The organism is Niallia tiangongensis (assembly GCF_044704065.1).
Classification (GTDB): Bacteria; Bacillota; Bacilli; order Bacillales; family Cytobacillaceae; genus Niallia; species Niallia tiangongensis.
Map to the genome: position 1 here is coordinate 1,215,504 of NZ_CP162613.1, position 15,322 is coordinate 1,230,825.

Consider the following 15,322-nt stretch of genomic DNA (forward strand, 5'->3'; position numbering starts at 1 on the left):
TATATAGAATGTAAAATTATCTTAAAAAAAGAAACATACAAAAGGGAGTCAAAGATTATGCCGAAATTGGATTTATCAAAATTTGAAAAGAAATTAATCATTCGTAACACGCAAAATCAAGATATTGATAAAATCATGAAACTTCAAGCACAGTGCTTTCCAGGGATGGATCCTTGGAAAAAGGAGCAATTACAAAGTCACATTGATATCTTTCAGGAAGGTCAATTTGTGGCTGAATATGACGGTGAAATCATTGGTTCTTGCTCGAGCTTGATTATTAACTTCGACGAATATGATGCACGACATACTTGGGATGAAGTGACAGATGGTGGATACATCACAAATCATAATCCAGATGGCTATAATCTTTATGGGATTGAAGTAATGGTGGATCCAGCTTTTCGGAGAATGAAAATAGGTCACCGACTTTATGAAGCAAGAAAAGAGCTAGTTCGGCAATTAAATATACAAAGTATTATTATTGGCGGCAGAATCCCGAATTATTATAAGTATGAAGATCAAATGACAGCTAGAGAATATGTGCAGGAAGTGCTGCATCATAAAATATATGATCCTGTTTTGTCCTTTCAGCTAATTAATGGCTTTACGTTAATGCGTATTAATACAAACTATTTGCCAGATGATGCACAATCGAAAAGCTATGCGACAATTATGGAATGGAATAATGTAGAATATATGCCAAAATCAAAGCGCTTTTTCACAAGCAGCTATCCGGTGCGGATTTGTGTTGTTCAATATATGATGAGACAAATATATAGCTTTGAGGATTTCGCCAATCAAGTAGAATATTATACAGATGTCGCATCCAATGCTGAATCAGATTTTGTTGTGTTTCCAGAGCTGCTTACCTCTCAATTGATGTCGTTTATGGATGAACGTGTTCCAAGTACTGCCATTAGAAAAGTTACGGAATATACGGAGCAATATATTGAGCTTTTTACAAATTTAGCGATTCGATATAATATCAACATCATTGGCGGCTCGCATTTTGTGAAGGAAGATGATGATGAAATTTATAATATTGCTTATCTTTTTAGACGAGATGGGACCATTGAAAAACAATATAAACTACATATAACACCGAATGAGCGAAAATGGTGGGGGATAAGACGAGGAGATGCTGTAAGGGTTTTTGATACAGATTGCGGGAAAATTGCGATACAAATTTGCTATGATATCGAATTCCCGGAGCTTGCTAGAATTGCGACAGATATGGGAGCAAAAATTATTTTTACTCCATTCTGTACAGAAGATCGCCAAGGCTATTTGCGGGTACGCTATTGTGCACAAGCAAGAGCTGTCGAAAATCAAATTTATACCGTTATTGCAGGGACCGTTGGAAATTTACCGCAAACGGAAAATATGGATATTCAATATGCCCAATCGGCTATTTTTGCCCCATCCGATTTTGAATTCGCAAGAGACGGAATCGTCGGCGAAACAAACCCGAACATCGAAATGGTTATGATTGGTGACGTAGACTTAGAAATCCTAAGACGACAACGCCAAGGAGGAACAGTCCGCCAATTAAAAGACAGAAGATTTGACGTATATCGAATTGAGTATAAGAAGTAAGACAAGGAATTATGTGCAGAGTAAAACCACGGCCCTAAGCCGTGGTTTTTTTGGTGGAATTCTTTTGAATTACATAGTAGTTGTGTGAATCCAGTCATCTTCCGCTAAATCGTTGGCGTGGTCGATATAGCGCAATAATGAATATAAATGTTTTTCTATGACAGAATAATCATGTTCAAAGTTATAGGCGTGTAAAAATTGTTCAATTTTTTTTGAGAGAAAGTTATCCTGGGTTCTTACCATTAATATAAGAAGATTATCCCATTCTGATCGATGAGTGTAGTAAAGGGCTCGATCATAATCTGTATTATTCATTTTAATGCCTCCTTTGTGGGAAGGAGATGATTATAGTATATGAAGGAAGGTTAGAATGTTACCCACTAAAAGTTGGCTATATTGATTTAAAAGGGTTATCTATTTTTACCTGTATAATTTCTCGTGGCAGAAAAGTGAGAAATTTTCTTTAAAGTGAATAAGTAATAACATACATCCACAATATAAAGAAAAAAGGAGTTATTATGAAAAGGCGACTCATTATTTTATTGGCAATATTCTTATTTCTTTATGCTTATCCAAAGGAATATAGTGCTGAATCAATTATTGATGCAAACAATGAATATACATACGAGGACTATCAAGAAGACATTTGGATTTTGAAAAGTAAATACAAAAAGCAATTACAAGTGCATACGATTGGGAAATCAGAATTCGGCAGAAAAATTTATGCCATTCAAATAGGAAAAGGAGAGAATAGCGTCCTCCTTTCTGGCGCTCATCACGGCAGAGAATGGATAACCTCTTTGTTAACAATGAAAATGGCAGAGGATATCGCGGTTAACATGAAAAAAGGCGAAAATTATCTTAGTTCGTATTCGATTTGGATTGTCCCGATGATTAATCCAGACGGAGTGACGATTCAGCAAGGAAAAATAAATAAATTCCCGTTTTTTTCAAAAAGAAAAATAAAGAAAATGAATGACGGGTTAGAAGATTTTACACGTTGGAAGAGTAACGGATTAGGTGTGGATTTAAATCGACAATATCCTGCTGGATGGGAAAATTTAAAGAATTCAAAAAAAGAGCCATCCTTTAAAAATTATAAGGGTAAAGCACCGTTTGAAGCAGAGGAAGTACAAGCGATAGTTGAGTTGACAGAAAAAATAAAGCCAACCATTGCAGTTGCTTATCATTCGTCTGGTCAGGAGATTTTTTGGCAATATAATAATGGTGTGCATGAGGAAAGAGATCGTACGATTGCAGAAGTACTTGCACAAGCAACAGGATATAAGCTTGGAACTCCACCAAAAGATGCAATTGGAGGAGGATACACAGATTGGTTTATCAATACGTATCATTTGCCTGCGTTTACAATCGAAATATGTCCATTAGTGGATGAGCAGAATCCATCCTTAACTAATTTTCCAGAAGCATGGGAAAGAAATAAAACCATTCCAAGAACATTAATCGAGGAAGCAAAAAAAATCGATGCGATACATAAAAAAATGCTGGGGGATAAATAATAGTAAAAAAATATTGGAGGTATTTATGAAAACGCGATCCTTATCGATTCTTATTGTTAGCGTCACGGTATTAATTATGGCGTTTATGTTTCCATCCCATAATGTTGCTGTTCAGGAATTAGATTATAAAAAATTCGGTTCTATAGCGATTGCCGTAGTAAAAGCGGATTATCCAGAGGAGTCTGTGACAGATTATAAATACTTAGGAAGAAAGAAAATCTCCGCACAAGAAGAGCAAGATTCCTTTCAATTTATTGTAAAAGAGAATGGGAAAGAAAAAACAGTGGTTGTCACTGTTAATCACAGAACACAAGATGATAAATTTATTTCTTTAGTAGTAGAAGAAGCGAAGTCATAAAAAAAGACCGGAAAGGTCTTTTTTTATGACTTCTATTAATAAATATCTTTCTTCGTAAACACAAGGAAAGAGATAATAACTCCAGCGACTCCCCAAATAGTAAGAACAATGAGAGAAAAAGGAAGGGACATTCCTTCAATTGGTGGAATATTTCCTTGTAAATAGTCTGTTAATCGTAGATTCACCATAAAAAAGTACTTGGCGGATTCCCAAGAAGATGCAATCGAACTAATGATGGTTCCAGAAATTAAGAATGCAAGCATTGCTCCCATTCCAGCAGCTGTACTTTTAATAAGTACGGAAAACATAAAGGAAAGTGTACCTACTACAACAGACACAAACCAACCAAGCCCAAAAATCATTAAAATATATTGCCATTGTGGTACTAAATGGACATTGGCAGTATTTAATTCACCAGCTTCTACAGTAAAACCAGTTAATATGGGAGCGGTCCAACCAGCATATCCAAAGAATAGACCAGAAATAAGATAAGAAAATAATCCAAACATAAATAATATAAAGGAAACGGAAAGAATTAGTGTTATATATTTACTTAAAAGGATCTTCCAACGCCTTACCGGTCTTGTCAGCAAAAGCTTAATGGTACCAAGACTTTTTTCTGATGAAACGAGATCGGCTGAAATAATCATTACCATTAAAGGAAGAAGGAGCTGGATGGAATTATCAAGAAACACGCGCAAAAAGGTGGGAGCCCCTGGTTCTTGTGGATTTATATTATTATCGAGATAATACTGGCTTTGATCAATCCGTACCTTTAATTGAGAGCGAAATTCTTCAGAAATCCCACTAGAACCAATTCTATTTTGCATATCTACGATGGATTGCTGTAAAGTGACTCGCCAATCAGCATCCCCTATTCTCTTTTTGACATTTTCCATTTCGCGATACTGTGCATAAGTAAACATCGTAATCATTATTCCGATGATAATTGTTACAACTAATAGACGCTTGCTTTTGACCAATTTTAGCATCTCATTATATATAAGTTTATTCAAAAGAGGAGTCACCTCCTGTAAGCTCCAAGAAGAGATGCTCAAGAGATGGGATTTGTCGATTCATTTCTTTAATATCTACATGTGACTCCATCAATACTCGACTCCAATTTGCGACTTCTTCCTCTAAATAGGGGGTGATTACGTAATCCCCTTGAAAATGGACAGAAGGAGCAAGCTTTGTCAAGATTTCTATCCCTTTTTCTAAAGGAGTAAAACGCCAAATTAATTTCTCCTTTTGAGTTAGTAAGGTATGTACCGATTCGGTATGTATAATTTTTCCGTCTAAAATAATCGATACACGATCACATAGTAGTTGAATCTCGCTTAATAAATGGCTGGACACTAGTACACTTAGTCCTTCTTCCTTTGCGAGAAAGCGAATGAATTGCCGCATTTCTCTGATTCCAGAAGGATCTAATCCATTGGTTGGCTCATCAAGTATTAATACTTTGGGCCTGCTTAATAGTGCTTGTCCAATCCCTAGTCGCTGCCGCATACCAAGGGAATATGTTTTTACCTTGTCATGAATGCGATCGGTTAATCCTACTAATTTTACAACTTCAGTAATCCGTTTATCATCCGCATTTGTTAACATTCGCGCAAAATATTGGAGGTTTTCCCAGCCCGTTAAATAAGGATATAATTCTGGATTTTCGACAATACAGCCTAAACGCTCCATTGCCTTTGAAAAATCCTTTATTACATCGTAGCCACAAATGGATATTTGACCAGATGTTGGTTTAATTAAGCCAACCAGCATACGTATTGTAGTCGTTTTCCCAGCCCCGTTTGGTCCAAGGAATCCAAATACTTCTCCACTTTTTAATTCAAAGCAAATGTCTTTAATAATGTTCCTGTTCCCAATTCTTTTCGTTAAATGTTGAACAGATAATGTTATATCATTCATTTTCATTTACCTCCCATGAGATAAGAGATGCTACACGTTCAGCCATCAGCTGATAGCCCTTTTTATTAGGATGGAAATGATCCGAATATAAATACTGCTGAACATTCTGCTGGAAAATGTCATAGGTTGGCACAAATATCGTTTGGGCATAATTGGCGCATATCTCTGCTGTAGCATTGTTCCAAGCTCGAACTACTTGAGAAGTTAATGCACTATCGTCTAAATCGTTAAATGGATTATATAATCCCATTAAATAAATGGGTGCATCTTTGTTGACAGAGCGGATGGTAGTTAATATGGTATGTAAATGGTTGGAATAGGTTTGCATTAATTTACTTATTGATTCTTCATCAATTTCTGTGAGGAATTGTCCTCCTTGAAAAAGATCATTGCCCCCTATTGTAATAAAGAGAATGTCAGCTTTTGCCGCTTGTCTTTGTATTTCCTGCTCTGTTAATTGCTCGGCTAATTTATCGGTTGTTAATCCTTTTATTCCATAGTTAGTAATCGTGATTTCCTCTTCCGTTTTTTCAGATAGAGCTTCCTTTAAATACCCAATGTACCCCTTGCCAGAATCATCACCAGTACCGCGAGTAAGCGAATCACCTAAAGCTAAGAGCTGTACACCATTTGCTTCGCTTTCTTTTTGTAGTTCTTGACCCGTTGTTTGAAGATTATTATTTGGATGATTGTAATAGTCAACTAACACCCATCCTAAGCCAATTAACCATAGCAAACAAACGATTGTGGATAATGTTAAAATGGAAACGGTTATGTTTTTTCGCAAATTTGAACCTCCTAACAAATGAAATTTTTCACAAAAACAAAGAGAAATAAACCTATCCATTGTAATTCTTTGGCTGTTTTCGTAAAGTTTGTTGCTATTCCCTGCAGCCGGAATACCCGTGGGGCTCGCGCTAAAGCCGCGGTCTGCTTCCACCTTCAGGGTCTCAGGCTGTCTCGCTAATCCCACCCGAGTTTACGTCTATTCCGGCTGCTCTATTTTTCCAACTAATTTTTTTCCTATAGAAAAAACAACAATCTTTTAGAAAACAGCCAATTCCTTTTATATCCAAGCTTTAAAAAACCAAATAGAAGCAGGAATAGTAATTTAGAAAAGGATAAAGGAACGAAGTTAGAAAGAGGTGGCTAAAAGACGAGTTGAAGCTTGTTTTTTAGGTAAGGAGGCAGAAAAAAGAATTAATGAATGTCTTTTTTCTTAAATCTTCCGCCACGAACTTCGGAAATATTCGCTACTGCTAGAAATGCTGTCTGGTCTAATTCTTCTACAATCGTTTTTAGCTTTGCCTCTTCTAAACGGTTAATGACACAAAAAATGACTTTCTTTGTATCCCCTGTATAAGCGCCTTCTCCTTTTAGATACGTGACGCCACGTCCGAGTCTAGCTAATATCGTTTCTCCTATGATTTCTGATTGATCACTAATAATCCATACTGATTTTGATTCATCCAAGCCAGCTATAACAATGTCAATTACTTTAAAAGCAATAAAATAGGCGATTAATGAATACATAGCCCGATTCCAGGAAAAAACAAAACCTGCACTTATAAAGATAAAGACATTAAAAAACATAATGATTTCACCAACAGAAAAAGGAATTTTTTTACTAAATAGGAGAGCTAATACTTCTGTTCCATCAAGGGAGCCTCCAAAACGGAGGACAATTCCAACCCCAATTCCGAGGATGATACCACCGAAAACAGTTGCGAGAAGTAAGTCAGACGTGAAAACCGGTACATCATGCAATAAAATAGTAGTTATAGAAAGAACGCTAATTCCTAGCATAGTGGATAGGGTAAAGGTTTTACCAATTTGCTTGTATCCAATGTAGAAGAAGGGAATATTAAGTAGAAAGATAAAATAGCCTAGCTTTGCGCCAGATAAGTGAGAGAGAATAATGGAGATGCCAACAATTCCTCCATCCAATATTTGATTTGGAACAAGAAATTCTTCAATCCCAACCCCCATTAAAATACTACCAATAATAATGAAAAATATCCTGCTCGCTAAAACTCTTTTTGGCATAATCTTATGCTGTGGTTTTTCTAGAAAAGCCTCTGTTTGTATATTTGATGACTCCATCATCAATCCCCCCCTATATTAGAAATTCTATGTAAAAATCGTGTGAAAAAACTAATAGACAGATAATTCTATTTTATCATATTAGTTTAGAAATAGATGCATCAAAGCTTCGTGTTAACTAATATAATCAGTAACTTAAAAGGAAAAAACTATGGCTTTACTTAAACCACCCTTTTCTTTTGAACAATATAAACATTCCTATTACTATAATTGCCATAAGAAACAAAAGCCCAAAGTATCCATATTTCCAATGAAGTTCAGGGATATTTATAAAGTTCATCCCATATAATCCTGCTAAAAAGCTAAGTGGCATAAAAATCGTTGTTATGACGGTAAGGATTTGCATAATTCTATTTGAATGATGGGAATTGTATGAGAGATAACTATCTCTTATATCTGTCGTCAATTCTCGATTTGATTCAATCAGTTCACTGATTTTTAATAAGTGATCATAAATATCAGAATAATATTCTCTTTTCATTAAGAGAGCAGATAATTTATCGGTATTAATCATTTTATATACCAAATCTTTCATCGGAACGACCGTATGACGTAAGGAGAGAAGCTGATGCCTAGTTGAAAATAATTCATCAAGCAATGCTTCCATTGTTTTTTTGTCAGGGTTTTCATCAATTTCGGCTAAAGAATCCTCAATCTCATAGACAATGGGAAAATAATTATCTACAAGATGATCTAATAGCTGATAAAGAACCGTATATTGTGTCCAAGTGCCAATAGCATCACTTGCTAACATTTCATTTACAGCATTGACTTCAACGGAAGCATGATGATGGAAGGTGACGATAAAATTTTCCCCTAAGAAAATATTGAGTTCGTCTTTTTTAATTGTTTTTGGATTTAAACAATGGGTGACAAAAAAGGTATATGAGTCAAAATAGTCAATTTTAGGGCGTTGTAAATTATGGAGACAATCTTCTATCGATAAAGGATGAAATTCAAATGGATGATGTAATTTCTCGATTTCCTTATCGATGGGTTGATCAAAATCAACCCAAAACCATTTATAATCTCCGTCTAAGATTTCTTCTATTGTCAGATTAGAGATTAGCTCATTGTTCTTTGTTATAGCTAGGGAATGAATCATATCAATAACTCCTTTATAATTGGTGTTATTAAATAGGATAGTTTATTACATTAGTTTATTACAAATGAAAAGATTTTTATGCAGATTTGCCAAGGATTTGTTTTTTCTTCTTAATAGCTATGAGGATATGAAAGTTGCTAACAACATCTGTTATAATAGATATAAAATAAAGGACGCTAGTAAATAGGAAGTGTTAGGATGAAAATACTCGTAATCGAAGATAATGAAAGTGTTTGCTCCATGCTAGAGATGTTTTTTCTAAAGGAAGGATATGAAGGGAAATTCATTCATAATGGAAAAGAAGCATTAGACTTTTTCATGGAAAATCAGAACTGGGATATTATCATTATTGATTGGATGTTACCAGGAATGGAAGGTGTTACGATTTGTAGAAGGATAAGAGAGGTCAGCTCTGTTCCGATTATCATGCTCACTGCAAAAGACAGCGAGTCAGATCAAGTACTTGGACTAGAGATGGGTGCAGACGATTATGTGACAAAACCATTTAGCCCTTTAACGCTTATGGCCCGTATTAAAGCCGTGACTAGAAGATATCAAAAAGATACAACAAATAAAGTGGATGAAAAATTTCTTGCGACAGAGCATTTTAAAATTAGTAAGGAAACGAGAGAAGTTATATACAATAATCAAGTCCTTACCAATTTGACACCGAAAGAATTTGATTTGCTCTATTATCTAATCAGTAACCCAAAACAGGTTTTTACAAGGGAGCAGTTACTGGATCGAGTTTGGGGCTATCAGTTCTATGGTGATGAAAGAACGGTAGATGTGCATATCAAGCGTTTAAGAAATAAAATTGGCACGAAAGATCAGCCATTTATCCATACTATCTGGGGTGTTGGCTATAAATTTGATGAATCAATGGTGAATGATTAAAGTAAGAGAGCTTCCATGCTTTTTTGCTTAATGATTCAAACATTTTAGATTTTGAACGAAAAATGTAGCCTTTACCGGTTTTTTTGGTAAAGGCTACATTTATATTATGATACAATCTCTGCTTCTGATGAAGGAGAAGGAAGAGCTTGCTTCATTGTAATATGTTTTGTTTGTTGTTGTTCGATCGCTGCGGCTATTTTTTTTACCTCCACATATTTAATATGATGATCTTCCATTTCTATAATCTTAAAGGAATAAGACTCATAGTTAATGGTATCCCCTTCAGATGCTTCATAATTGGAAGTGAGAATCCAGCCACCCAATGTGTCGATTACTTCATCATCTATGCTTATTTGGAGTAAAGAATTTACTTCATTTATTAAGACTTTAGCATCCAATATATAGTGATTTTCTTTTATCGTCTGAATGGTAGGGAGTTCATCACTATCAAATTCATCCCAAATATCTCCAACAATTTCCTCTAGTATATCTTCCACTGTAACTAGCCCAGATGTTCCGCCATATTCATCCATTAATATCGCCATATGAATACGATCTTTTTGCATTTTTAATAATAAATCTTGAATGGGATATGTTTCAATGACTCGAATTACTGGCCTTATATAAGGTTCCAAAGTTCTTGTTGTTAAATTACTGGTTTTTAATAGTTCTGTCATAATTTCTTTTACATTTATCATACCGATTATATGGTCCTTATCCCCATCAGTAATGGGATATCTAGTAAATTGCTCTTTCTGTATAAGATGAAGCAATTCATCTAAGGTACTTGATTGTTCGATTGAAATAATTTCTGTTCGTGGCACCATAATTTCTTTGGAAATGCGATTATCAAAGTCAAAAATATTATTTACATATTTAAATTCGGATTGATTAATCTCACCATTTTTATAACTCTCCGATACAATGATGCGAAGTTCTTCTTCCGTGTGTGTTAATTCATGTTCGGAAACAGGCTTTAGTCCAAACATTTTTGTGATGACTCTAGATGAACCATTTAAAGTCCATATAAAGGGATACAGCACTTTATAAAATAGGTTTAAAGGCTTTGCTGCCCATAATGTAATTTTTTCTGCCTTATGAATAGCGAATGTTTTTGGAGCCAGTTCACCAACTACAACATGTAAAAATGTAATAAACGTGAATGCTAAAGAGAAGGATAAGACGGTTATGGCTGTTTCAGGAACATGGATGATTTGTAGCAAAGGTGATAAAAAATGCTGTAAAGTTTCTTCTCCAATCCAGCCGATTCCAAGTGCGGTAACGGTTATGCCAAGTTGGCAAGCAGATAAATATTCATCAAGATTGCTAGTAACTTTTTTGGCGGAAAGGGCATTTTTATAGCCTTCCTCTATAAGCTGATCAATCCTTGAACTACGAACTCTAATAATAGCAAACTCTGAAGCTACAAAAAAAGCAGTCAAAGCAATTAAAATGGCTATTATAACCAAGTTAAATATGTCCAAATAAATTTCCTTATCTCGTTTACCGAGTAAGGAGTCACCTCCTGATTAATTCAGATTGAAAGGATCTAAATCTACATTAAGTAAGCCACTTTTTGAAGTGTTGTCTATTTTTCTTAATAAACGAGGTCTGGTGTATGAGTTAGTATAATAATCGTTTGAAAGAAAGAATTGGCATTAAGTTCTTCATTTAGATAAACAATCCCATTATACCACCTCACATTTGGTTAATTTTATAAATAATTATACGGCAAGCCAAACTATCTAGTCAAACAATGATAACGTTAACTTTTTTAAATTTTCTGTCTATATAAAAATATATGAAGAAAAGGGGAGATTCATGTTCTCTATCTACTTAATCCTGTTAGATACAGAAGTAGAAATAGTAAGTATTACGATGAAACATCTTTCATTGAGTATGTTTCATCGTAATGGTTAAGGTGATGTTTCCGATTAAGGAAAGTGAATTATTTTTCTAAAGATAGGTGTGAAGGTATTTTTTGAACATCAAAGGTGAAAATATGCTGCCGAATCATTTTGTCAATTTTAAATATATATCCATTATATTCGATGGTTTCCCCTTTTTTAATGTTGGGGTTTTGAAACAAAATCCAGCCACCAAGCGTGTGAATTTCCTCTCTATCGATGGAGAGTGATAGCAATTTATTTACTTCTGTTAAGGATAGCTTGGAATCAAGGATATAGTGATGGTCATTTATTTTTTGAATAAGAGGTGTTTCCTCTTCGTCAAACTCATCCCGAATTTCACCAACAATTTCCTCTAATATATCTTCTGCTGTAATCAGACCAGCAGTTCCACCAAATTCATCATAAAGAATGGCAATGGAGGTTCTTTCTTTTTGCATCTTTAAAAAAACAGCTTGTATCGGTGTTGATTCAATTATATGAATAATTGGTTGAGCATAGTCCGATAATGATTTATTTTCATTTCCATTTTTTATCCAATCAGTGAGAAGCTGTTTTATATGGATAAAACCAATGATGCTATCTTTATCCTCATTTTTAGTAAGTGGGTATCTAGTATATCGTTCTGTTTGAATGATATTTACGGCGTCTTTAATTGTTAAGTTATCAGATAATGTCACCATTTCTGTCCGTGGAATCATAATTTCGTTTGCCAATCGGTTATCAAATTCAAAAATGCGATTAACATAGTTATATTCAGAAAGACTAATTTCCCCATTTTTATAGCTATCTTTTAAAACAATTTGCAGCTCTTCTTCAGATAGTGCGTCATTATTGGCAGTTGGATCCGAGATTCCCCATAATTTTGCTACTTGTCGTGACGATTTATTAAGGAGCCAAATAAAGGGATACATAATGTTGTAAAACCAGATAAGTGGTTTGCTTACTAATAAGGAAGTTTTTTCCGTAAGAATAATAGCGACAGACTTTGGAAAAAGCTCCCCAATAACCACATTAATGTATGTAATAATCGAAAAAGAGATAGCAAATGCTAAACCTTGGGATAGAGCAGCTGGAACATCCCAATTTACCATCAAGGGCTGAATCAACTTTAAAATGGTAGGTTGTCCTAACCAGCCTAGTCCTAAAGAGGTAATGGTTATCCCTAATTGGCAGGCAGATAGATAGCTATCAATATTTTCAATGATCTTTTTTACAGTAAGGGCATTTTTATGTCCTTCTTCTACAAGTTGTTCAATCCTTGCAGGCCTTACACGAACGATAGAAAATTCTGTTGCCACAAAAAAAGCAGAAAAAGCAGTTAGTATGACAATTAACAATAGTTGCATTCCAATCATTATTTCTTTCATCACCAATCATTTGTTATCAAAGAAGTATTATCATAAATCTTTTATTTTCTTATTTTATACCTTTTCTTTCATAAAATAAAATAAAGAGAGGAGAGGATTTAAACAATTTATGTTATTATCCTCATTTAATGTACAGAAGTGGATAAATTAATCCTTTGCTGCCCATTCTCTTGCCAGCATGCTGTAAGAATATAAATCGTGAAAATGATCATAAAGGAATTCGCCATCTCTTATAATTCCCTCTTTCTTAAAGAAGAGTTTTTCTGGAATTGCTTGGCTTTTTATATTTCTTACACCGCATTGTATTTCAATCCGATTTAGTTTTAAATAGTAAAAAGCATAATTCAATATAGCAGCTACAGACTTCGCCATGATGCCATGACCTTGGGCATCTTCAGCTAAAAAATAACCAATACTTGCTTTGCGGCTTGCCCAATCAATTTGTTGTAAGGTAATCATTCCTACTAGCTTTTCATTAAAAAAAATGCCTGCATTTAGTTCCGTTTGCTCAGTAAAAAGTTTATTCCATAATGGAATAATTGTTTGATACTGAAAGGGAGAAGTTATTTGATCTACCCATGGAAGCCATTCTCTTAAATGCTTCCTATTTTGATTAACTATTTGAAAAAGTTCATTCGAATCCTTTAATTCTAAAAGTCGTAATCTAATCTGTTGGTCTACGAAAATATTAAACAACATCATTCATCCTTTCTAATTTTCTAAGAAGGAGATATCGTTGTATTTTATGCGAAGAAAAATTTTTGGCTCGTAAACTTTGAAATCTTATGCAATCTGAGTGGAAATTAGGCGTTTTAAAAACCAGACAGTAATTTTTATAAAATATTGTAAAAACATACTAAAAAATAGGTAGAATGTACCGATATTAAAGATATAGAGACATAACTATGGCATTTTCTGATGGAAACGCTATTATGAGCGAAAGCGTTTTTATATATCAGTGTTTGCTTAGAAATGGCCCCTGAATATGGACGGCGGAAGAGAGGATGTTTCGTAATGAAAAAGAAAAATAGTTTTAAAGTAAAAACGCTCATTATAATGAATATGCTTATCCTAATAACTACATTAATTAGTACATTTGTTGGCTTTTATGTGGCCAAAAATGAGAATTCAGAAACAGCAATAATCTTTATTGGCGCAGTAGTTATCATTACTGTATTAAGCTCTTTTGTTTTTTATGTTCTAATGAAAGGCAAATTTAAGGCAATCTCCCGCCTGAATGAAAAAGTAAATATGGTATTACAGGGACAGCCATCTGTCGAATATAGCTACAAGTCGAAAGATGAAATTGGTCAATTAAGCCATTCTATCGATCAATTACAGGAGAAATATTCTTTTTTAGTATCCAGTTTAAAAACGGTGAATGAAAATGGGTTGAATCAAGCAAATGATGTTTCGGTTATCGCAGAGGAAACATTGGCAAGTTCAGAAGAAATTGGTAGAGCAATGGCTGAAATTGCGGAAGGAGCCGTAAGCCAAGCGTCCGAATTGGAAGAAGTGAAAAGAGAGATTGATAGTCTTACTAATTCGATCGATAATATGGAAGGAAAAAATCAAATCATTAAACAAGCGACTGAAAATGCGCAAGAAGCATCCCATAATGGACAAAAGACGATTAATTCTCTGAAAATATGTAACGAGAATGCAAGTAAGTCTACAAACGATGTAAGTATTGGCATTAGCAGTCTCTATCAAAAAGTGCTAGATATTTCAAAAATTACTTCCACTATTAATAGAATTGCAGAACAAACAAATCTTCTCGCTTTAAATGCAAGCATTGAGGCTGCAAGAGCTGGCGAACATGGAAAAGGCTTCTCTGTTGTTGCAAATGAGGTTCGGAATTTAGCCGAAGAGACAAACTCTGCTACAAAACAAATTCAAGATATGATCCAAAATATTGAAAAAGAAATGGAAAGTACGGTCATGTCGATATATGAAACGACAAACCAAACAGCAGAATTAGACACAGCAGTGAAGGATACAGAAAAAGAATTTACTGCGATTGCAGAAGCTGTTATTAATAGTATTGCAGCAGTTAAAGAAATGACAGGTGAACTTAACCGTGTTGTTGAACAAAATAATCATATTTCCCGTTCCATTGCAATGGTTTCAGAAGTATCAGAGTCTGTAGCTGCAGCAGTTGAACAAATTGCTTCTAGTACAGATGAGCAAACATCTGCTATTGGAAATATGGCCAAAACAGCAGAAGTAATGAAGAGTAGTAATGAGGAATTGAAGGATTCCTTGGTAAAATTTAATCTATTATAAAGGAAAAGCCTTTGCTTGGAAGCAAAGGCTTTTTTGTGTGCCGGGCATGTTCACTAGCTTGGTGGTGAAAGTCCACTATGGGCGTTGGGATATGCGAACCATTAGTCGAAGGCAAGGGTGTCCGTGGTGACGCGGAATCTGAAGGAAGCCCTAGACAAATCCTCGGTCTGAGGTACACGAATCACATTTGAGGTTTCCATTTCAGGATGAGTTTGCAAAACAAAACAAAGTCCAAAATATCCACAGATGAAATGGGA

General features: G+C 34.7%; 14 protein-coding genes. 5 read left to right on the forward strand and 9 right to left on the reverse strand.

What is annotated here, in order from left to right; all coding sequences use genetic code 11:
* Positions 1-54: 54 nt before the first annotated feature.
* Positions 55-1,596 carry a GNAT family N-acetyltransferase gene (locus tag AB3U99_RS05875; protein ID WP_400247970.1) on the forward strand — a complete coding sequence of 514 codons (1,542 nt, stop codon included), beginning with the start codon at positions 55-57 and terminating at the stop codon, positions 1,594-1,596.
* A gap of 69 nt (positions 1,597-1,665) precedes the next feature.
* On the opposite strand, the gene AB3U99_RS05880 is transcribed toward AB3U99_RS05875, so the two are convergent.
* The gene (locus tag AB3U99_RS05880; protein ID WP_400246272.1) at positions 1,666-1,911 is read right to left on the reverse strand and encodes a YhdB family protein; all 246 of its coding nucleotides are present in this window, start codon (positions 1,909-1,911) and stop codon (positions 1,666-1,668) included.
* A 203-nt stretch (positions 1,912-2,114) separates the two neighbouring features.
* Between AB3U99_RS05880 and AB3U99_RS05885 the strand changes: the two genes are divergently transcribed.
* Complete coding sequence (locus AB3U99_RS05885; protein WP_400246273.1) at positions 2,115-3,116, forward strand: M14 family zinc carboxypeptidase; 1,002 nt, start codon at positions 2,115-2,117, stop codon at positions 3,114-3,116.
* Between the two features lie 25 nt (positions 3,117-3,141).
* Positions 3,142-3,474, forward strand: a complete 333-nt coding sequence (locus AB3U99_RS05890) for a DUF3889 domain-containing protein (RefSeq protein WP_400246275.1) — start codon at positions 3,142-3,144, stop codon at positions 3,472-3,474.
* Positions 3,475-3,509: 35 nt separating this feature from the next.
* On the opposite strand, the gene AB3U99_RS05895 is transcribed toward AB3U99_RS05890, so the two are convergent.
* The 5 genes from AB3U99_RS05895 to corA form a co-directional block, all read right to left on the reverse strand.
* Positions 3,510-4,490 carry an ABC transporter permease gene (locus AB3U99_RS05895; protein ID WP_400246277.1) on the reverse strand — a complete coding sequence of 327 codons (981 nt, stop codon included), beginning with the start codon at positions 4,488-4,490 and terminating at the stop codon, positions 3,510-3,512.
* Complete coding sequence (locus tag AB3U99_RS05900; RefSeq protein ID WP_400246279.1) at positions 4,483-5,397, reverse strand: ABC transporter ATP-binding protein; 915 nt, start codon at positions 5,395-5,397, stop codon at positions 4,483-4,485. The genes AB3U99_RS05895 and AB3U99_RS05900 overlap by 8 nt, the downstream gene beginning before the upstream one ends.
* A complete protein-coding gene (locus AB3U99_RS05905; protein ID WP_400246281.1) occupies positions 5,390-6,184 on the reverse strand; it encodes an SGNH/GDSL hydrolase family protein in 795 nt (264 codons plus the stop codon). The genes AB3U99_RS05900 and AB3U99_RS05905 overlap by 8 nt, the downstream gene beginning before the upstream one ends.
* 413 nt (positions 6,185-6,597) lie before the next feature.
* The gene (locus tag AB3U99_RS05910; RefSeq protein ID WP_400247971.1) at positions 6,598-7,443 is read right to left on the reverse strand and encodes a YitT family protein; all 846 of its coding nucleotides are present in this window, start codon (positions 7,441-7,443) and stop codon (positions 6,598-6,600) included.
* Positions 7,444-7,657: 214 nt separating this feature from the next.
* Positions 7,658-8,605, reverse strand: a complete 948-nt coding sequence (corA, locus tag AB3U99_RS05915; protein ID WP_400246283.1) for a magnesium/cobalt transporter CorA — start codon at positions 8,603-8,605, stop codon at positions 7,658-7,660.
* A 198-nt stretch (positions 8,606-8,803) separates the two neighbouring features.
* On the opposite strand from corA, the gene AB3U99_RS05920 reads away from it, so the two are divergent.
* Positions 8,804-9,502: a winged helix-turn-helix domain-containing protein gene (locus tag AB3U99_RS05920; protein WP_400246284.1), complete on the forward strand. Its 699-nt coding sequence runs from the start codon at positions 8,804-8,806 to the stop codon at positions 9,500-9,502.
* 104 nt (positions 9,503-9,606) lie between these two features.
* Here the strand turns inward: AB3U99_RS05920 and AB3U99_RS05925 are convergent, their stop codons facing one another.
* From AB3U99_RS05925 to AB3U99_RS05935, 3 genes are all read right to left on the reverse strand, one after another.
* Positions 9,607-10,986 carry a hemolysin family protein gene (locus AB3U99_RS05925; protein ID WP_400246286.1) on the reverse strand — a complete coding sequence of 460 codons (1,380 nt, stop codon included), beginning with the start codon at positions 10,984-10,986 and terminating at the stop codon, positions 9,607-9,609.
* Between the two features lie 464 nt (positions 10,987-11,450).
* A complete protein-coding gene (locus AB3U99_RS05930) occupies positions 11,451-12,767 on the reverse strand; it encodes a hemolysin family protein (protein WP_400246288.1) in 1,317 nt (438 codons plus the stop codon).
* Positions 12,768-12,926: 159 nt separating this feature from the next.
* Positions 12,927-13,475 carry a GNAT family N-acetyltransferase gene (locus tag AB3U99_RS05935; RefSeq protein WP_400246290.1) on the reverse strand — a complete coding sequence of 183 codons (549 nt, stop codon included), beginning with the start codon at positions 13,473-13,475 and terminating at the stop codon, positions 12,927-12,929.
* 318 nt (positions 13,476-13,793) lie between these two features.
* Here AB3U99_RS05935 and AB3U99_RS05940 point away from each other — a divergent pair, with 318 nt between their 5' ends.
* Positions 13,794-15,065 (forward strand): methyl-accepting chemotaxis protein, encoded by a 1,272-nt coding sequence (locus AB3U99_RS05940; RefSeq protein WP_400246291.1) that lies wholly within the window; start codon positions 13,794-13,796, stop codon positions 15,063-15,065.
* Positions 15,066-15,322 lie beyond the last annotated feature (257 nt).